The sequence below is a fragment of the Acinetobacter sp. DL27 genome, assembly GCF_055810995.1.
Genome location: NZ_CM147947.1, coordinates 84408 through 102315 on the forward strand (window position 1 = coordinate 84408; position 17908 = coordinate 102315).

The following is a 17908-nucleotide window of genomic DNA, read 5'->3' on the forward strand; positions in this document are numbered from 1 at the left end:
TTCTCTAGGCACGGTAGCGTTTTTATGTTCCGATGTGCGTATTCATCAATTTTAATGCGGCAGGTAACACAGCGACTAACAAGGCGATTGCCATTGTGATGTTAAAGCTCAAGGCAAAGCGCGGTTTCATCAAATATTGGCGTAAGAAAAGACCACCGACTGCCCAAATCCCGACACATGGAATGGAAACCAACATTAATATCAGGGCCGCATAAAGAATATCGCTGACATGATGGTTTAAAGCAAAATAAGTGGCAATGGTACTGATGGAGATGATCCACGCTTTGGGATTGATCCACTGAAAAAGAGCTCCTTGTAGAAAGCCCATCGACGGTTTTTGTTCTAATTCGATGTTGAGTGGCCCACTGGACGCAATTTTCCATGCGAGCCATAGAATATAAGCCGTGCCGATCAGACTTAAAATAAATTGGAGCTGGGGCAGGGCCAGAAACACCTGATTTAATCCGATGCCGATGCCGATGCCGATGGCGAAGAGTTGCACGGCCACACCAAAGGCAATGCCTAAAACCAGAGGTAGGGTTTTACTGATGCCAAATCGTGCACCAGACAGCATGACCAGTGCATTATTGGGCCCAGGCGTGCAGGTCATTACGACACAGAACAGCAGATAAGAGACAAACAGTGAAGCGTTCATAAAGGGGATGGAGTAATCAAATAAGTATCATTTTATTGTTGATATATCACAATTTGGTTGTATATTGATCGTTAATACTGAGTTTTATGCAATAAATGATTGAATTTGATCGATTAGACCGAAAGATATTGTGTGAGCTTGAGCGCGATGCACATGTAACCAATATTAAACTGGCAGAACGTGTGGGTTTGTCACCCTCGGCCTGTTTACGACGTGTGCAAGAGTTAGAAAGAATTGGTGTGATTCGAGGTTATAAAGCGGTGATTGACCGTTCGCTTTTGGGTATCGGCTTAACGGTTTATGTGACCATCGGGCTGTCTTGTCACTCAAAGGAAAGCTTGAGTCAGTTTGAGGATGTGATCACTGCAACGGATGAAGTCACAGAATGTCATACCATTACAGGCTCGGTCGAGTATTTGCTCAGGGTTGAAGTGGCAGACATCAAGTCTTATAAAAAGTTTCATACCGATGTTTTGGGAACGATTCCATCCATTAGCTCGATCACCAGTTTTTTGGTGATGGATACCACTAAAAATCGATATACCAATCTATAAAAGCTTAGGTGGAAAGGTAAAAAACCGAGCGAAATGGCTCGGTTCTTTATCTGAATGCATATAGCCATCGTGGGATCAGATCAAACGAGGCGCTTTATCTTTTTAACTAAGCATTGAGTGTTGAATCATTGCTGCATCAAGCTCTTGAAGGCTATTCAATTATTTAAAGTTACCCTCTAAAAACTGTTGCAGGCGTTCACTTTTAGGGTGAATCAAAACTTCTTTTGGATCACCTTGTTCTTCAATTTTGCCTTGATCTAAGAAAATGACATGATTGGACACATGGCGTGCGAAACCCATTTCATGGGTGACCACAATCATGGTTCGGCCTTCTTCAGCCAAACTTTGCATCACTTTCAACACCTCACCCACCAGTTCAGGATCTAGAGCACTGGTCGGCTCATCAAACAACATCACTTCAGGCTCCATTGCCAAGGCACGGGCAATTGCAACACGCTGTTGCTGTCCTCCTGACAAAAAAGATGGATATTTCTTTTCGACACTTTCTGCGAGCCCAACTTTTCTTAAATATTTTCGTGCACGCTCTTCCGCCTCACTCCGCTTTAGCCCCAAGACATGAATGGGTCCTTCAATAATATTTTCTAATACCGTCATATGCGACCATAAATTGAAATGTTGAAAGACCATCATCAGTTGGGTACGCATTTTTTGCAGTTGTTTAGAGTTTGTCGCTTTGAGATCACCATTTTTATCTAAAGTGGTCTCTAAATGTTCACCATTGAGTTGAATGCTGCCTTGGCTCGGTTGCTCTAGAAAATTGATGCAACGAAGAAAGGTACTTTTACCCGAACCCGAGGAACCAATAATGCTAATCACATCACCTGCATGTGCCTCAAGGGAAACCCCTTTTAAGACTTCATGATCGCCAAAACTTTTACAAAGGTCTCGAATCACCAATTTTGCTGAATTTTCCATTGTTTCTCCTAATGATTCGATGGTTTTAAAAACGCCAACCAGCGTTGTTCCAATTTACGAAAGATCCAAATGAGGATAAATGCCAGACAGGCATACAGCACAGCGGCAATGCCAAAGGCATCAAACGTGGCATAAGTGGCAGCATTGACATCCCGTGCAATTTTGAGAATATCAGGCACGGTTGCAGTGAAGGCAATGGTGGTTGCGTGCAGCATCAAAATGACTTCATTGCCATAAAACGGCAATGCTCGGCGTAGCATCGAGGGAATAATAATGCGGGTATAGCGTTTCCAAGGCGACATTCCAAAGGCTTTTGCTGCCTCAATTTCGCCGTAGGGAATCGAACGTATGGCCCCTGCAAAAATTTCAGTGGTATAAGCCGCTGTATTGAGTGCAAACGCTAAAATGGTGCAATTGAGTCCTTCTCTAAAGAATTCATCGAGCCGTTCATGGGCATGGACAAATTCGAGACTATAAATTCCGGTATAAATAATCAGTAGCTGCACATATAAGGGGGTACCACGGAAAATATAAGTAAAAAACCAAACAGGTCCACGTAAAAAAGCATGCTCAGAAACTCGAGCAATTGACAAAGGCACAGCCAGAACAAAACCAATCGCAATCGATAAGACCAGTAGCCACGCGGTCATGGCGACCCCAGTCATTTGAAAACCATCGGTCCACAGATAGGACTGCCAGTATTGTTGAATAATTTCAATCATAGTTGTCCCTTTTTCACACCAGCAGAATAACGACGTTCCAGCCACATGAGTATTAAATTCGAAAGGGTGGTGATGGCCAGATAAATGACGGCTGCAACAATACTGAAATAGAACACTTGCATGCTGCTTCGACCTGCATCTTGGGTAATTTTGACGATGTCGGTCAAACCAATTAAGGACACCAAGGCAGTGGCTTTGATAAGGACTTGCCAGTTATTGCCAATCCCCGGTAAGGCAAAACGCATCATTTGTGGAAAGAGGACACGCCTGAAGACTTGAAATGGGGTCATACCATAGGCATATGCAGCTTCAAGTTGACCTTTAGGGACAGCTTGAAATGCGCCACGAAAGGTTTCCGTAAAATAAGCCCCATAAATAAAGGCTAAAGTAATCACCCCTGCCACAAAGGGATTGATGTCAATTTGCTCCATATGGATCGATTCGGTAATCGAGTTCAATCCAAGTTGCAGGCTATAGAACAACAACAACATGATCACCAGATCAGGAACACTACGAATGAGCGTGGTATAGAGGGTTGCAACATGACGTAAGATTTGAATACGAGAGAGTTTGGCACTTGCCCCAAATAATCCAATAATGATCGAAAGTACCAGTGATAACAAAGCAAGCTGTATGGTCATCCAAGTGCCACTGAGTAATACGGGACCATAGCCAGAAAGAAACATACTCAGTTTCTCCGAGTAAAAATATAAAATTTTATAAATCAGCAGTATATAAAAAGTGTCGGTGTTGAACCGACACCCTATAAATTAATAAATGCTGAAGGAGAAGTATTTTTTCTCGAGTTTCTTATAGGTGCCGTCGGCAATAATTTCAGCTAACGCTTTATCAATATTCTTTTTCAGATCGGCATCTTCTTTACGTAAGCCGATTGCAGCGCCTACACCGAGTGTTTTGGCATCGACCACATTATTGCCTGCAAAAGCAAAGCCTTTACCTTTCGCCGATTTCAGGAAACCTGCATCGACCATAATCGCATCTTGTAATGTTGCATCTAGACGTCCCGAAACCATATCTTGGTAAAGTACATCTTGGTTTGGATAAGGAACCACATTGACACCCTTAGGTGCCCAATAGGCTTTTGCATAGCCTTCTTGAATCGTACCTTGTTGTACACCCACACGTTTACCTTTCAAAGAAGCGGGTGTAGGGAGTAAAGGAGAACCTTTCTTAGCGACCATGCGGGTAGGGGTGTTGTAAATTTTATTACTAAATGCGATTTGTTTAGAGCGATCCGTAGTAACGGTCATTGAAGACAGAATACCGTCGAATTTCTTCGCTTTGAGTGCAGGAATCATCCCATCAAAGGAGTTTTCTACCCAGACACATTTGGCTTTTAATTTGGCACAAATGGCATTGCCCAAGTCGATGTCAAAACCGACCAACTTATTGTCTGGTGTTTTATATTCAAAAGGTGCATATGCGGATTCTGTGCCAAAACGAATGGTTTTCCATTCTTTTGCTTGGACAGTGCTACTCAGTGCTACGGCTACGAATGTAGTGGAAAGTAGTAATTTTTTTTGCCAGTTTTTCATTTTAAATATAGCCATCCGTGAAAAATTAAATCTAGAAAATAAGACGAAGATAGAACTTAGCCAACGAGTTACTTCTGAATAAAAGCAACATCTATACCAGTTTTCTGCTCTTAGGGGATCAAGGGATCTTCTAGCCATGAGAGATGAGGAAATAAGGGTATTTTTTCGGTTGGAATAATTTTTATCTGAGAACGTCCTGTTCATATGTTTTTATCATATTAAAAAACAAATTCAATACATAGTTGAAATATACCGGAAGTCTTGTGCGCTCTGGCGTACAGGAATATTGTTTTATTCGCATCAATTTTATGTTCAGGCTGGCTATTATTGGTGCTGAATTGCAAGTAAGAAAACCCCCACACTTTAGGCGTTGAGCATAAAAAAACCGAGCGTTTAGGCTCGGTTTTTTTATATTATTACACTTTAGGATTATGCAGCATTAGTTAAATCTTGATGCTCAGGTGTATTCTCGGTAGCAAGGTATTGTTGCATTTTGGCACGAATTTTTTGTTCAATTTTACGAACATTACGTGCATTAATTCTTTTGCTCATTGCCCGGATTGGAATAAATAGTTTTTCACCCATACCATCGACCAAGACAAATTCGGGTTGATTGCTTCGTGTTTCGGTATACATAATGCCTTCGATATTCACATCGTTATACACAATATGTAGTTCACAACAATCATTAAAAAATTGATCTAAGGCTTTTGCATGTTGTTGAGTAAATTGATGTGTTTGACAAAGCTTAGCCAGTGTTATCCCTTGCTTGGTAGGGCTGACAATTTTTTCAACAACGAGTCCTAAACCTTTATTGGTTTGTACTAAACCATAGGGGGTTTCAACTGGAAATTGGAAACGATTTTGGCGGTAGTGATTTTTACACAATTGTAGATATTGTAAAATTTCTCGACGAAATTGTTTATACGGACCTTGCGCGTGCGTGCGTTTGAATCCTTTGAGATGAGCCCATTCACCATCAGCAGTAAAGCGGTTTGGGTTCATGATTTTAATGGCTTTATCGTGCTCTGTCGGGTGTTGGTAAACTATTTTATAACCACCTTGTCCTAAGAGTTGCAGCTGGTCGAGTTGATAAATCATAATTTTGGCTTCAATCAAATAAGGTATGCGGAACAAATGGAATACGGACTCATTGCATAAGATTATTCATTTGTTGACGAATTTTATTTTCAACTTTATGGATGTTGCTGGTATTGATGGACTTGAACATGGCTCTGAGGGGAATAAAAAGCTTTTCACCCATACCATCGACCAAGACAAATTCAGGTTTATTATTACGAGTTTCGGTATACATAATGCCGGCGATATTGACTTCCCCAAAAACAATATGTAAATCACAACACGCCTTAAAAAACTCATCTAAAGCTTGCGTATGTTTTTCTTCAAACTGTTTGGTTTTGCAGAGTTCAAATAAGGTCATGCCTTGGTCATTTGGGCTGACAATTTTTTCGGTAATCAGACCTAGGCCATGACTGGTTTGAGCAAAGCCATAAGGGGTTTCGACAGGAAAGACAAACTGATTGTGCTTATATTGGTTTTTACACAGTTGAAGATACTGGAGAAGTTCTCGGCGAAACTGTTTGTAGACTCCTTGTGAAAGCTGGCGCTTAATTTTTCCGTGGCCTTCCCAGCCGCCATCATTTCCTACACGTTCAGGATTCATGATTTTAATCACTTTATTTGCATCAACAGGATGTTGGAATACGATTTTTGAACAACCTTGTCCTATTTTTTGTAGATCAGTAATTTCATAAATCATGGCACTTTCCGAAACAAATGAGAGCTACACGATTGAGTCGTGTAGAGTAAAAATCTGCGTAGACTTACAATTGTACACAGAATATAGGCAAAACTCATGCTTTTGCCACTTTGTTTTAATATTGTTTTAATAATTGTAGGTTATAGCAATGCATTTTTTTTGAATAAAAAACAAACAAATTAAATATTTAAAAGAATTTCATAAGCGATCAAAATTTATGCACATATGACCAGTGGTTATCATTTTTTATGAGTAAGTTTTTTCTTTTTACCGCATTCAAAAAGCGTGATCAGTATTTAATGGATGTTGCATAAAAAAACCGAGCGTTTAAGCTCGGTTTTCTTGAATCTGTAACTGATTAGATATCAGAAAGGTCGATACCTAAACGTGCAGCAACTTCTTCATAAGCTTCAACCACACCGCCTAAACCTTGACGGAAACGGTCTTTGTCGAGTTTTTTCTTGGTTTCTTTGTCCCATAGACGACAACCGTCTGGAGAGAACTCATCACCAAGAACAATACGGTCGTGGAATACGCCAAACTCAAGTTTGAAGTCCACAAGTAGCATGCCACCTTGGTCAAATAAGTTTTTAAGAACTTCGTTCACTTGGTAAGTGAGGACTTTCATTTGCTCAAGTTGCTTAGCAGTTGCCCAACCTAAAGCAATCGCTTGAGACTCATTGACCATTGGGTCACCAAGTGCATCGTCTTTGAAGAATAATTCAAAAGTCGGCGGTGTTAATTCCTTGCCTTCTTCTACACCTAAGCGACGGCATAAAGAACCTGCTGCATAATTACGAATTACACATTCAACAGGGATCATGCTAAGTTTTTTCACTAGAACTTCAGTTGGAGAAAGAAGTTTTTCAAAGTGAGTCTCAATGCCAGCTGCAGCCAATTTATCCATGATAAAGGCGTTAAAACGGTTGTTCACCTTACCTTTACGATCTAGTTGTTCGATCTTTTCACCATTGAATGCCGAAGCATCATCACGAAAGACTAAAATCAGGTGGTCTGCACTGTCTGTTTCATAGACAGATTTCGCTTTACCAGTATAGAGCAAGGTTTGTTTTAACATGAGGGAACCTTTTTCAAAAAAAAATGCCTAGTACGACTAGGCTGGCCAATTTTGGTAAATCTGGGTTAACAATTCTGTGGCTTTTTCAGGCGCTGCAAAACTGTTATCGGCATTGAACACAGCGAGGTTGTTGCTGCTGCCGACCGCGGTCAGTCTTAACACATAGACCTGTTGATCGATTTTAATGGTTGCTTCATAACCATTTTTGCTTTGACCAACGATTTGATGGTTGAGGCTGCTGAGGGTGGCAAGCGTATATTGCCAAATTGTAGCAGAATTTCCCTCAATTTTAAGCAGTGGATTCTTATTTCCGTCAATAATCAATTGAGGGCGACTCATAGCTGTATCAACCGTTTCCGTTGATTCAGCATTCGACATGACTTGAGCAGCTTGAGGGCGCGGCATTGCAAAACGGTTTCCGCGCTTATTTTCAAGTACAGGTGCATGTTCAAGAGCGAGCGCTTCAACTGTTGGAGCTGGATACAACGGCGTTGCAGGTCGAACCATAGAGCCTTCAGGGTACTTAAGAGGTTCTAAGGCTGCGGTTTCTTTATAGTCCAAACTACCGTTATTGACTGCAAGGGAACTACAACCCGCTAAACTGACGACTGAAAGTGCGAGAGTAAGACCTAAACGTAATTGCATATTGATGTGCTCTTTATTTAATGACACCCGCCGTTGTGAGTGCTTCACGGAGCGGTGTGCGATATTGTTCTGCAAGTGGTGTTAATGGTAAACGAATACCCGTTTCGATTAACTCCATTTCATGAAGTGCCCATTTCACAGGAATTGGGTTCGATTCGCAAAATAGAATTTCGTGTAAATTTGCAACTTGGGTATTTAGGTTTTCAGCTGTTTCAGCTTCGCCTGCCAGTGCTGCCGCGCAAACATCGCTCATTTCTTTTGGTGCAACGTTTGCAGTCACAGAAATATTGCCTTTTGCACCCGACAGAATCAGTTGATAAGCCGTTGCATCATCACCTGAATAGACGGTCATTGCCTTGCCAGCAAGACCTTCGAGCAGTGCTTGACCACGAGGGACATCACCTGTGGCATCCTTGATGCCCACAATTTGTGGAATATCGGCTAAACGAATGACCGTTTCATTCGCCATATCGACACCCGTACGACCAGGTACGTTATATAGAATTTGAGGAAGATCAACAGCTTCAGCAATAGCTTTATAGTGCTGATATAAGCCTTCTTGGGTCGGTTTATTATAATAAGGGGTCACCAGAAGAGCAGCATCTGCACCGAGTTCTTTGGCTTCTTTAGTCAACTCGATGGCTTCACGCGTTGAATTCGCGCCAGTACCCGCAATAATCGGGATGCGTTTGTTCGCGACACGAATGATTTCTTTAATCACTTGTGTATGCTCTTTCATGCTTAGAGTAGACGCTTCACCCGTTGTACCGACAGCAACAATGCTATTTGTGCCTTGTGCGATGTGCCACTCAACGAGCTTCTCTAGACCCTTCCAATCTACGCTGCCATCTTCAAACATAGGGGTGACGATTGCGACAATTGAGCCTTGGATGGTCTGTGCTTGCTGAGTCATTTTAAAAAAATATCCTATTTGTCCATCCAGTTAGGCCAGAAAAACATAAGATTGGATGGGTACGTATTTTAATTTATAGCATTTTCAAAGCGCTGATGCATTGAATAATGCTTATGCAAATTATGAACGAACACAACATGAAGAACAATATGCTTTAGTCAAAGTGTATAAAAACTTTATCTTTCGCTACAAAAATACAGCTTGTTCAAATGGTAGACAAAGAAAAGCATCTTATTTTGCATCTGCATCTTATTTTGCATCTGAAAAGGGTGTTTTGCATAACCTATGGCCGTGGATTGAGGTATTTAAAGAAAGAATCTCTTCATCTCAATCGAGCATTAGAAGCCGATCAAATTGAATATTGGGTTATGAACTTCTATAAACGTCAGGATTTTGCATGATTATGCGAGTTCTCTAAGTATGTGTGTCATCGTCCTTTTAACGTTATAGATCAATGTCCAGTATTTTGTTCTATATTCTATATTCTATATTCTATCTTCGCTTCAATTTGCCACAATACCCATTGCACTCAAGGCTGCGGTCATTTAATTTTGACCCGCAAGGATGAATACTGTTTTATAAATTAAGCTAAGCTTGGCCTTCGAGCGCAGAACAAAAAGGACAGAGAAGAATGCAGAAGAATATGGCATTGATTGTGGTGGATGTACAAAATGGTTTTACGCCTGGTGGAAATTTAGCGGTGGCAGGATCAGATCAAATTATTCCTAAAATTAATCAACTGGGGGATTATTTTGACAATATTGTACTCACCCAAGATTGGCATCCCGAAAATCATATTTCTTTTGCAGACAACCATCCCGATCAACAAGCCTTTCAAACCATTGAATTGGACTATGGCACACAAGTACTCTGGCCACGTCACTGTGTACAAGGCACACAGGATGCTGAATTGCATCCCGATCTCGATCTTGCCAAAGCGCAGTTGATCATTCGTAAAGGATGTCATGCGTCCATTGATAGTTATTCTGCTTTTTTAGAAGCGGATCACAAGACTCAAACGGGACTCGCAGGCTATTTAAGAGAGCGTGGGATTGATACCGTATTTATTGTGGGGATTGCGACCGACTTTTGTGTGGCATGGACGGCAATTGATGCCTGTAAACTCGGTTTTCAAACCTATGTGATTGCCGATGCCACCAAAGGTATTGATTTACATGGTTCTTTACAACATGCATGGCAAGAAATGCTGGCCCATGGTGTGAAACGTCTTTATTGCAAAGATATTGTGCAACAATATGCCTTGAACTGATGCGCTGAACCAATCGGTTCACCTCAATCACCAATATCGATATTATAAAAACATGCAGTAGGGCAAGGTTATGGGCACTTTTTTAAAATTTACTGCTTGGATTCAAAAAACCTTTGCTCTATGGGTGGTGTTATTTGCAGGCATTGCGCTCCTAAGCCCTGAAACTTTTGTCTGGATGAAAGCTTATATCACGTGGATGTTGGGCCTGATCATGTTTGGTATGGGCATGACCATGACAGTAGATGATTTTAAAGGTGTGATGCAAAGTCCTAAAGCGGTTGCAATTGGGGTGGCAGCTCAGTTTGTGGTGATGCCAAGCGTGGCTTATCTGTTGTGTTTATTGTTTCGCTTGCCGACTGAAATTGCGATCGGGGTGATTTTGGTGGGTTGCTGTCCGGGTGGCACGGCATCCAATGTGATTACTTACATGGCGAAAGGCAATACGGCCTTGTCTGTCGCATGTACTACGGTATCGACCTTATTGGCACCTGTTCTGACTCCCGCGATTTTCTATTTTTTGGCCAGCCAATGGATTGAAATTAATGCATGGTCGATGCTGAGTTCAATTTTGCAAGTGGTCCTGTTCCCGATTATTTTAGGGCTGGTGGTACGCGCCGTGCTAAAACATAAAGTCGAAAGCTATATTTCGGTGATGCCCTTAATTTCTGTAGTGGCGATTGTGCTGATTGTGGCGGCGATTATTGGCGGCTCAAAAGCACAAATTTTAGAATCAGGCTTATTGATTTTAGCTGTGGTGGTATTACATAACGCGATTGGTTATTTACTTGGCTTTGGAGCAGCACGGATGTTTCACTTGCCACATGCTGACTGTAAAGCGGTCTCGATTGAGGTTGGTATGCAAAACTCAGGACTAGGCGTGGCTTTGGCTGCTGTGCATTTTGCCGCTTCGCCAATTACGGCTGTACCCAGCGCAATCTTTAGTTTGTGGCATAACATTTCAGGGCCAATTTTAGCCAGCTATTGGGCCGCGAAAGCAGATGCTACTGCCAAAGAAAAAAGTGAAAAGGAACATATGTCGGTTTGAATACTATACGCTGTTGCAGCTTTAAGCATAAAGTCAGGATGAATTTTCTATTTGGCATGAGGTTGTAACTAAACTGTCATAAAGACTACCTAACATCCCTGCCAAACACTTCATAACAGACTGTTGCAAACAGCATTGAGAGGGTATGGATAATTTTCAGCATTCATCGGCGACGTATTTTAACCGAGAGCTATCGTTATTTGAGTTTCATAAGCGGGTTTTAGCGCAAGCATTAGATCCGAGTTTGCCTGTGCTGGAGCGCTTAACTTTTTTAATTATTTTTTCACGTAATTTAGATGAGTTTTTTGAAATTCGTATTGCGGGCTTAATGAAACAACGCGATATGAATGTGATAGCACGGACCCCTGATGCTGTTCCCACTGAAGTGATATTAGAAGACCTGTCCCAATCCATTCATCGTGCCGTCAAAAAACAGTTTGAAGTTTTAAATCATTCGATTTTGCCTGAGTTACAAGCGCAAGGTATTCAGTTCATCCAGTTCCAAGACATTTTAGAAAAACATAAAGCGTGGATTGCAGAATATTTTGCCAAAGAAATTCAACCCGTTTTGACCCCAATCAGCTTAGATCCGTCACACCCTTTTCCTCGCCTCGTGAATAAAAGCCTGAATTTCATTGTGAGTTTACAAGGTAAAGATGCTTTTGGACGAAGCATTGAGATGGCGATTGTCCCAGCGCCGCGCTCATTACCGCGTTTAATTCAGATGCCGAAAAACGTGGCAGGCAATACTGACACGCAGATTTTTTTAACCGCAATGATTCAGCAGCACATCAGCGATCTGTTTCCAGGGATGAAAGCCACGGGTTGTTATGCTTTTCGTGTGACGCGTAATGCCGATCTGATTTTGTCGGAAGATGTTGATGATTTGGCGGTGGCACTGAAAGATGAGTTGTCGTCACGCCGTTTTGGTCGCGCGGTGCGTTTAGAAATCGAGGATGACTGCCCCGCAGCGGTGATTGATTATTTGCTCAAGGAGTTTGATTTAACTGAGCAGGAGCTTTATCGCATTGATGGGCCGATCAATCTCTCACGCCTCAGCACCAGTTGTGACCGACCTGAATTGAAGCATCCAGTGTTTATCCCAGTCATTCCCAAAGTTTTGCGTAAACAAAAAAGTACCTTTGATACCTTAAAAGCACAGGATGTGTTATTGCATCATCCTTTTGATTCTTTTCAGCCTGTGATTGGTTTATTAAAAGAAGCAGCGAAAGACCCAAATGTGCTGGCGATTAAACAAACGCTCTACCGCAGTGGGCCTGACTCAGAAATTGTACAGGTCTTGGCAGAAGCAGCACGAAATGGCAAGGAAGTCACAGCCGTGATTGAGTTACGGGCGCGTTTCGATGAAGAGTCGAACATTACCGTGGCGAATATTTTGCAAGAAGCTGGGGCGGTGGTGGTGTATGGCATTGTTGGTTATAAAACCCATGCCAAAATGATTTTGATCGTCCGCCGTGAAAATGCTCAGTTGATCCGTTATGCCCATCTGGGCACAGGCAATTATCATGCGGGTAATGCGCGTATGTATACCGATTATGGGTTGATGACCACACAGCCTGATATTTGTGAAGATGTACACCGTATGTTCCAAGAACTGACGGGGATGGGCAAAATGGCCAAGTTGAAGGCGTTGTTACATGCGCCTTTTACGTTACACAGTGAACTGTTAAAACTGATTGAGCAAGAAATTCAGTTTGCGCAAGCCGGTCAAAAGGCGCGTATCATCATTAAAGTCAATGCCTTGACGGAGCCTCAGTTAATTGCCGCACTGTATCGTGCATCACAAGCAGGGGTACAGGTTGATCTGGTTATCCGTTCGATCTGCTGTTTGGTTCCACAGGTCCAAGGCATGTCTGAGAATATTCGTGTGCGTTCGATTGTGGGCCGTTTTCTGGAACATACCCGTGTGTATTGTTTTGAGCATGGCGGTGAGAAAAAGCTGTACTGTGCCAGCGCAGACTGGATGGGACGTAATTTATTTTCGCGTGTTGAAACCTGCTTTCCAATATTAGATCGCGTTTTGAAAAAGCAGATTTATAAAGACGGATTAATCAGTTACTTAAATGATTGTTTGAATGCTTGGGAGCTACAAGCCGATGGTCATTGGCTTAAAGTGGCCTGTACCGATCCAGAGCAAAGGTATAGTGCGCAGCAACATTTAATTGCGCAGAAGCAACTCAAAATTTAACAGTTACCATAAAAAAGCCTGACACATGTCAGGCTTTTTTATGATTGGACATCATTAAGAGGCTTTAGATTGTTTTGCTTTTAAAATTTCCGTTCTTAAGCTTTGCGCCAACTCTGCAGACTCCGCACCCATGCCATTGACCATAAAGGCATGACGGGTCAAGACATTGGTTGGATTAGGTAAATTCACCAATTGGTAACTTTCAGAAATGTCTTTCAATAATTCGTTACTTAAATGTACCGCACTTTCTTTGGCCGATAACTGTTGGACCAAACGCTCAGCAGCTTGATTTGCAGACAGCTGCATTGCATCGACTGCGGTTGAAATGCCACAACGCGTTTGTAAAACAAAGCGCTTTTCTTCGCGGTAGCGTTTATACAAAACCTCAGATAGCAGTTGGAACACACTGCTGATCATCATTAAACATGGCACTGCGTTCGGTGTGTCTGTCGACATACTGAGGGTGGCACCATGCTCATTAAAGGATTGAACTGTAGTGATGTCCGAGCTGTTGAGTTTGTAGTGTTTTAAACACAGTTCTGTGCTTTTATTGAGGAAAATCTGACACAAATTAAAGTATGGAATAGACACGGTTGTATTCACCGAGTCCATCAACTGTTTCGGGTCATAAAATTGAATATTGAGCGCAACCGAATGATTGTCCACGATCACAGGTTTCTGTTCTTTAGGCTTCGCACTGGTTTTGATTTGTTGTTGTGCTTGGGCAATCGCGACGGCCGTATGGTGTTTTTCCTGTTCAAGCGTTTGGGTTAAAACTTGAATTTCGTGTTTTAAGCGGGATTCATTATTGATCCGTGCCAAATATTCGGTACGGCTTGGGCGCGCAATGGCGCGATAAGCTAACCACAGTAAACCATGAATCGCTAAGGACAATAAAATCGCTAACCACTGAGTACGTAAAATCTCACCCATACTTGGTTTAATGAGCGTGATTTCAATGCTACCCACTTTCTTTTCATTTTGCAGCGCATCACGGACAAACACTTCGCCATCACGTGTTCGAACTTGTCCACCTGTCGCCAAGACTTGATTGTTGGCATCCAAAATACGAATGGAAGCTACGCTTGGGTTGGTCGCATAGCGATCCACCAAAAGCGCAAGGGAAACCGTGTTGGCAGGCTCCAGCTCTGCAAGACTGTCTGTGACCAATTGAGAGGTCATCAGTTGGCCTTGGTTGGCACGGTTTTCATTCAGTTGATGAGTCGTTGCCAATACCAATAAAAAGGTATGTAAAGCAAAACTTACAATTAATAGGCTAGCAAATAGCCCTTGTCTAGGCGCATTCAACGTAAACTTCCAAAGAAAATATATTCAATTTCGATTATGATTCTAACAATAGTCGTAGCTCAGACCCGAGTCAATTCATGCGAGAAATCATTCTTATTTCATTTTTAGGACCAGACCAGCCGAATCAGTTCACTCGATTAATGCAGGTTTTGTCCACTCATTCATTACAAATTTTAGATGTCGGACAAGCAGTTATTCATAACCAATTGACCTTAGGTATTGTTATTTCTTCAGACGACCAAACTGCAACAGCTTTGGCGATGAAGGAAATTCTAATTTTAGCACATGATATTGGTTTAACTGTACGTTTTAAACCAATCACTACAACTGAATATGACCAGTGGGTGAGCGAAGGTGGACGAACGCGTTATATCGTCACGGCTTTGGCGCCAGAGCTTGAGGCGTCTCACTTACAAGCAGTTACAAATATTGTGTCTAACCAAGGTTTCAACATCGAAACTGTGACCCGTTTGTCCGGTCGTCCCGTCTTAAATGGCGAAGTCGATGGGCCGAAACGCGCCTGTGTTCAATTCGGTTTAAGTGGTCAAATGCTGGATGCCGCAGCCATGCGTGCAGCCTGTTTACGTTTGTCACATGAACTGAATGTCGATGTGGCGGTACAAGAAGACAATGCCTACCGTCGTAACCGCCGTTTGGTGTGTTTTGACATGGACTCGACCTTAATTGAGCAAGAAGTGATTGATGAGTTGGCGATTGAAGCGGGTGTCGGTGCACAAGTCGCTGAAATTACGGAACGTGCAATGCAGGGTGAGCTAGATTTCCAACAAAGCTTTCGCGCACGTGTCGCACTGCTCAAAGGGATGGATGCCTCTGTCCTACCTAAAATTGCAGAACGTCTGACCGTTACAGAAGGTGCTGAACGCTTAATTTCAACTTTAAAAGCATTAGGCTACCGCACGGCTATCTTGTCGGGTGGTTTTCAGTACTTTGCAGAGTATCTACAAGCCAAACTTGGTATTGATGAAGTCCATGCCAATGTCTTAGACGTTGAAAATGGGTTGGTGACAGGTGAAGTTAAAGGGCACATCGTGGATGGTGCACGTAAGGCATTATTATTACGTGAGTTAGCCGATAAGATGGGCATTTCTCTTGAGCAGGCGATTGCAGTAGGAGATGGTGCGAACGATTTACCGATGCTGTCGATTGCTGGCTTAGGTGTAGCTTTCCGTGCGAAACCGCTGGTGAGACAAAACGCCAATCAAGCCATTTCAAGTGTCGGCTTAGATGGGGTGTTGTATTTATTGGGTGTGCACGATAAAGATTTAAATCGTGCTTAAAGCATCTCGGTGTTATCAAAAACGCAGCCTTTGAGCTGCGTTTTTTTGTTGCAAATTTAAGCGAAAAACGATGAGCGGTCAGTGAAAAATGTCGATAAAAACAACGATCAACAGAATTGGAAAAAATATTTTTAAGCGCTGAAAATACGGGTTTTATTTTGTAATGACACGCCAAGACTCAGCGCGTCTTTGTTTTGGAAAAGTTCAAATCTAAAAAAATGTAATGACAATATAATATGGCGACAAGGTATGTCGCATTCTAAAAATACAAGCCTTTTTTTCTTTTCAAAACTGCTCATAATGCATGCATAGAGTTTGAAAGCTACACAATCCATTAATTTTAAACGGTATCGGGGATGAGTTCAGCACAGTGTATCAGTCGCCTGAATTTATCTTAGACGGAGGTTTTTATGGTAACAGCGAATTTAGCAACCATCGTTGGCTTAAGTTTAGTCGCCGCTGCGTTAATTGCTGTTTTCTTTTCGCCTTATCGTCGCTGGTTGAGTTTTATGGTGGCGGGTATGGTGTTTTGGGGAATCTTGGAAGTCATTCGCCTAGGTGTGCAAGCAGTGTTTGAAATGCCGATCACTTATAGCTACTTAACTGCTTTAACTTCAGCGATGCTTATTGTGACGATGTTGCTTCTACGTGAAGACCGTCGCGCAGAACGTGCTCTGGCGCAGCGCCGTTGTATTGAACATACTCCTGTATATGAAGATGACCAACAGCAGTGTTCTAGCCGCTAAGTCATAACCTCATACCGTAAAAAAAGATGCTCTGTGCATCTTTTTTACGTTCTTACATGATTGTTATACAAAGCCTAGCGGTAAAAATGGCAACTTGTGGTAGCATTGAAAACAGTCAATTTATCAACAATTACAATAGGCTTTCATGTCATGAAACTATCTTCAATTCCTGTGGTTAAACTTCCATTGGTTGATGTCAGCACGGATCCGCTGGATTTAATGGTTACTGGTTTGGCACTTCGTATGAAACAGCTGGCGCGTACCAGTCCAAAATTTATTGAATTAGTTCATGAACGTCAGTTCCGTATTCAAATTGGTACGGATCTAGGTATGGCACGCCAAATTATTGTGAACAATGGTCAGATTGATACCGTTTCAGGTGATGCTGAAAAAGCCGATTTTATTTTACAGTTTGCGGACAGTGAGCAGGGAGTGAAAACTTTAATCAAAGGTGACCCAACCGCATTTATGACGGGCATGCAAAACGGCAGCATTAAAATGGAAGGTGATTTTGGTCTCTTGGTTTGGTTTAACCAAGTTGCAAAATTGGTTCCACCCAAGCTACCAAAGCCTGTGAAAGCAAAAATTAAAGCCGCTCGCGCATTTTTGAAAGAAAAAACCGGTAAGTAAAAAGATTTTTTAAACGTCTCGATTCCGTCTCCTTTATAAAAGGCAGATTGAGAGTGATGAAATCGAAAAAGCCCTCTATCGAGGGCTTTTTTATGCATGGTGTTTTTATTCGATTTCTAAATTGAAAGTTACGGGCCCATCATTGACCAAATGTACTTTCATGTCGGCAGCAAAAATACCGGTTTGCACATGCTCAAACTGGGTCTTGGCATAGTCAACCAGTTGTTCGTATAAGGCTTGAGCATCATTCGGTGACATGGCTGGTCCAAAGTCAGGGCGTAAGCCTTTTTGGGTGTGCGCCATCAAAGTAAATTGAGAAACCAGAAGAATCCCACCACCGGCTTGGCTGACATTCCAGCCCATTTTGCCTTGTTCATCGTCAAAAAAGCGATACTTTAAAATTTTATCGATCAGTTTTTTGCCTTTGTCTAAAGTGTCTTCTTTCCCAAGACCTAAGAAAACCAAGATACCGTGTTGAATTTCGCCTGTGGTTTCACCATCGACCACCACTTTGGCTTCGAGAACGCGTTGTAATAAGGCCCGCATGACTGATTTTATCTACC

At 42.1% G+C, this 17908-nt stretch carries 19 protein-coding genes; 7 read left to right on the forward strand and 12 right to left on the reverse strand.

Annotated elements, in window-relative coordinates; all coding sequences use genetic code 11:
- Nucleotides 1-22: 22 nt before the first annotated feature.
- Complete coding sequence (locus AC0KVP_RS00330) at nt 23-655, reverse strand: LysE family translocator (RefSeq protein WP_473338144.1); 633 nt, start codon at nt 653-655, stop codon at nt 23-25.
- Nucleotides 656-750: 95 nt separating this feature from the next.
- Here AC0KVP_RS00330 and AC0KVP_RS00335 point away from each other — a divergent pair, with 95 nt between their 5' ends.
- Nucleotides 751-1209, forward strand: coding sequence for an Lrp/AsnC family transcriptional regulator (locus tag AC0KVP_RS00335; protein WP_473338146.1), 459 nt, complete (start codon nt 751-753; stop codon nt 1207-1209).
- A gap of 159 nt (nt 1210-1368) precedes the next feature.
- Here the strand turns inward: AC0KVP_RS00335 and AC0KVP_RS00340 are convergent, their stop codons facing one another.
- From AC0KVP_RS00340 to dapA, 9 genes are all read right to left on the reverse strand, one after another.
- On the reverse strand, nt 1369-2145 hold the full coding sequence (locus tag AC0KVP_RS00340) for an ABC transporter ATP-binding protein (protein WP_473338149.1): 777 nt from the start codon (nt 2143-2145) through the stop codon (nt 1369-1371).
- Nucleotides 2146-2153: 8 nt separating this feature from the next.
- Nucleotides 2154-2867: an ABC transporter permease gene (locus tag AC0KVP_RS00345; protein WP_126034760.1), complete on the reverse strand. Its 714-nt coding sequence runs from the start codon at nt 2865-2867 to the stop codon at nt 2154-2156.
- The gene (locus AC0KVP_RS00350) at nt 2864-3553 is read right to left on the reverse strand and encodes an ABC transporter permease (RefSeq protein WP_004691820.1); all 690 of its coding nucleotides are present in this window, start codon (nt 3551-3553) and stop codon (nt 2864-2866) included. The genes AC0KVP_RS00345 and AC0KVP_RS00350 overlap by 4 nt, the downstream gene beginning before the upstream one ends.
- An 84-nt stretch (nt 3554-3637) precedes the next feature.
- Nucleotides 3638-4423 (reverse strand): ABC transporter substrate-binding protein, encoded by a 786-nt coding sequence (locus AC0KVP_RS00355; RefSeq protein ID WP_473338154.1) that lies wholly within the window; start codon nt 4421-4423, stop codon nt 3638-3640.
- A 429-nt stretch (nt 4424-4852) separates the two neighbouring features.
- Nucleotides 4853-5524, reverse strand: a complete 672-nt coding sequence (locus AC0KVP_RS00360; RefSeq protein WP_473338156.1) for a YrbL family protein — start codon at nt 5522-5524, stop codon at nt 4853-4855.
- Between the two features lie 49 nt (nt 5525-5573).
- Nucleotides 5574-6203 carry a YrbL family protein gene (locus AC0KVP_RS00365; protein WP_473338159.1) on the reverse strand — a complete coding sequence of 210 codons (630 nt, stop codon included), beginning with the start codon at nt 6201-6203 and terminating at the stop codon, nt 5574-5576.
- A 358-nt stretch (nt 6204-6561) separates the two neighbouring features.
- Nucleotides 6562-7281 (reverse strand): phosphoribosylaminoimidazolesuccinocarboxamide synthase, encoded by a 720-nt coding sequence (gene purC, locus AC0KVP_RS00370; RefSeq protein WP_473338161.1) that lies wholly within the window; start codon nt 7279-7281, stop codon nt 6562-6564.
- A gap of 36 nt (nt 7282-7317) precedes the next feature.
- Nucleotides 7318-7926 (reverse strand): lipoprotein-34 precursor (NlpB), encoded by a 609-nt coding sequence (locus AC0KVP_RS00375; protein WP_473338163.1) that lies wholly within the window; start codon nt 7924-7926, stop codon nt 7318-7320.
- A gap of 13 nt (nt 7927-7939) precedes the next feature.
- Nucleotides 7940-8839 (reverse strand): 4-hydroxy-tetrahydrodipicolinate synthase, encoded by a 900-nt coding sequence (dapA, locus tag AC0KVP_RS00380; RefSeq protein ID WP_234954706.1) that lies wholly within the window; start codon nt 8837-8839, stop codon nt 7940-7942.
- Nucleotides 8840-9470: 631 nt separating this feature from the next.
- Here dapA and pncA point away from each other — a divergent pair.
- The 3 genes from pncA to ppk1 all read left to right on the forward strand — a co-directional run bounded on the left by pncA (nt 9471) and on the right by ppk1 (nt 13363).
- The gene (gene pncA / locus AC0KVP_RS00385) at nt 9471-10109 is read left to right on the forward strand and encodes a bifunctional nicotinamidase/pyrazinamidase (protein ID WP_473338165.1); all 639 of its coding nucleotides are present in this window, start codon (nt 9471-9473) and stop codon (nt 10107-10109) included.
- Between the two features lie 70 nt (nt 10110-10179).
- Complete coding sequence (locus tag AC0KVP_RS00390; RefSeq protein WP_473338167.1) at nt 10180-11154, forward strand: bile acid:sodium symporter family protein; 975 nt, start codon at nt 10180-10182, stop codon at nt 11152-11154.
- Nucleotides 11155-11299: 145 nt separating this feature from the next.
- Nucleotides 11300-13363: a polyphosphate kinase 1 gene (gene ppk1, locus AC0KVP_RS00395; protein ID WP_473338169.1), complete on the forward strand. Its 2064-nt coding sequence runs from the start codon at nt 11300-11302 to the stop codon at nt 13361-13363.
- Nucleotides 13364-13417: 54 nt separating this feature from the next.
- On the opposite strand, the gene AC0KVP_RS00400 is transcribed toward ppk1, so the two are convergent.
- A complete protein-coding gene (locus AC0KVP_RS00400) occupies nt 13418-14671 on the reverse strand; it encodes a hypothetical protein (protein WP_004691810.1) in 1254 nt (417 codons plus the stop codon).
- 77 nt (nt 14672-14748) lie between these two features.
- Between AC0KVP_RS00400 and serB the strand changes: the two genes are divergently transcribed.
- From serB to AC0KVP_RS00415, 3 genes are all read left to right on the forward strand, one after another.
- Nucleotides 14749-15969 carry a phosphoserine phosphatase SerB gene (gene serB, locus AC0KVP_RS00405; RefSeq protein ID WP_063454374.1) on the forward strand — a complete coding sequence of 407 codons (1221 nt, stop codon included), beginning with the start codon at nt 14749-14751 and terminating at the stop codon, nt 15967-15969.
- Between the two features lie 410 nt (nt 15970-16379).
- Nucleotides 16380-16715 (forward strand): ciprofloxacin tolerance protein AciT, encoded by a 336-nt coding sequence (aciT, locus tag AC0KVP_RS00410; protein WP_004691806.1) that lies wholly within the window; start codon nt 16380-16382, stop codon nt 16713-16715.
- 150 nt (nt 16716-16865) lie between these two features.
- On the forward strand, nt 16866-17345 hold the full coding sequence (locus AC0KVP_RS00415; protein WP_004691804.1) for an SCP2 sterol-binding domain-containing protein: 480 nt from the start codon (nt 16866-16868) through the stop codon (nt 17343-17345).
- A gap of 105 nt (nt 17346-17450) precedes the next feature.
- On the opposite strand, the gene dtd is transcribed toward AC0KVP_RS00415, so the two are convergent.
- A complete protein-coding gene (gene dtd / locus AC0KVP_RS00420; protein WP_063454375.1) occupies nt 17451-17891 on the reverse strand; it encodes a D-aminoacyl-tRNA deacylase in 441 nt (146 codons plus the stop codon).
- Nucleotides 17892-17908: the final 17 nt, after the last annotated feature.

Coding starts and splice junctions, on each gene's coding strand:
- AC0KVP_RS00330 (WP_473338144.1), bottom strand. CDS start 655: ATGAACGCTTCACTGTTTGTCTCTTATCTGCTGTTCTGTGTCGTAATG.
- AC0KVP_RS00335 (WP_473338146.1), top strand. CDS start 751: ATGATTGAATTTGATCGATTAGACCGAAAGATATTGTGTGAGCTTGAG.
- AC0KVP_RS00340 (WP_473338149.1), bottom strand. CDS start 2,145: ATGGAAAATTCAGCAAAATTGGTGATTCGAGACCTTTGTAAAAGTTTT.
- AC0KVP_RS00345 (WP_126034760.1), bottom strand. CDS start 2,867: ATGATTGAAATTATTCAACAATACTGGCAGTCCTATCTGTGGACCGAT.
- AC0KVP_RS00350 (WP_004691820.1), bottom strand. CDS start 3,553: ATGTTTCTTTCTGGCTATGGTCCCGTATTACTCAGTGGCACTTGGATG.
- AC0KVP_RS00355 (WP_473338154.1), bottom strand. CDS start 4,423: ATGAAAAACTGGCAAAAAAAATTACTACTTTCCACTACATTCGTAGCC.
- AC0KVP_RS00360 (WP_473338156.1), bottom strand. CDS start 5,524: ATGATTTATCAACTCGACCAGCTGCAACTCTTAGGACAAGGTGGTTAT.
- AC0KVP_RS00365 (WP_473338159.1), bottom strand. CDS start 6,203: ATGATTTATGAAATTACTGATCTACAAAAAATAGGACAAGGTTGTTCA.
- purC (WP_473338161.1), bottom strand. CDS start 7,281: ATGTTAAAACAAACCTTGCTCTATACTGGTAAAGCGAAATCTGTCTAT.
- AC0KVP_RS00375 (WP_473338163.1), bottom strand. CDS start 7,926: ATGCAATTACGTTTAGGTCTTACTCTCGCACTTTCAGTCGTCAGTTTA.
- dapA (WP_234954706.1), bottom strand. CDS start 8,839: ATGACTCAGCAAGCACAGACCATCCAAGGCTCAATTGTCGCAATCGTC.
- pncA (WP_473338165.1), top strand. CDS start 9,471: ATGCAGAAGAATATGGCATTGATTGTGGTGGATGTACAAAATGGTTTT.
- AC0KVP_RS00390 (WP_473338167.1), top strand. CDS start 10,180: ATGGGCACTTTTTTAAAATTTACTGCTTGGATTCAAAAAACCTTTGCT.
- ppk1 (WP_473338169.1), top strand. CDS start 11,300: ATGGATAATTTTCAGCATTCATCGGCGACGTATTTTAACCGAGAGCTA.
- serB (WP_063454374.1), top strand. CDS start 14,749: ATGCGAGAAATCATTCTTATTTCATTTTTAGGACCAGACCAGCCGAAT.
- aciT (WP_004691806.1), top strand. CDS start 16,380: ATGGTAACAGCGAATTTAGCAACCATCGTTGGCTTAAGTTTAGTCGCC.
- AC0KVP_RS00415 (WP_004691804.1), top strand. CDS start 16,866: ATGAAACTATCTTCAATTCCTGTGGTTAAACTTCCATTGGTTGATGTC.
- dtd (WP_063454375.1), bottom strand. CDS start 17,891: ATGCGGGCCTTATTACAACGCGTTCTCGAAGCCAAAGTGGTGGTCGAT.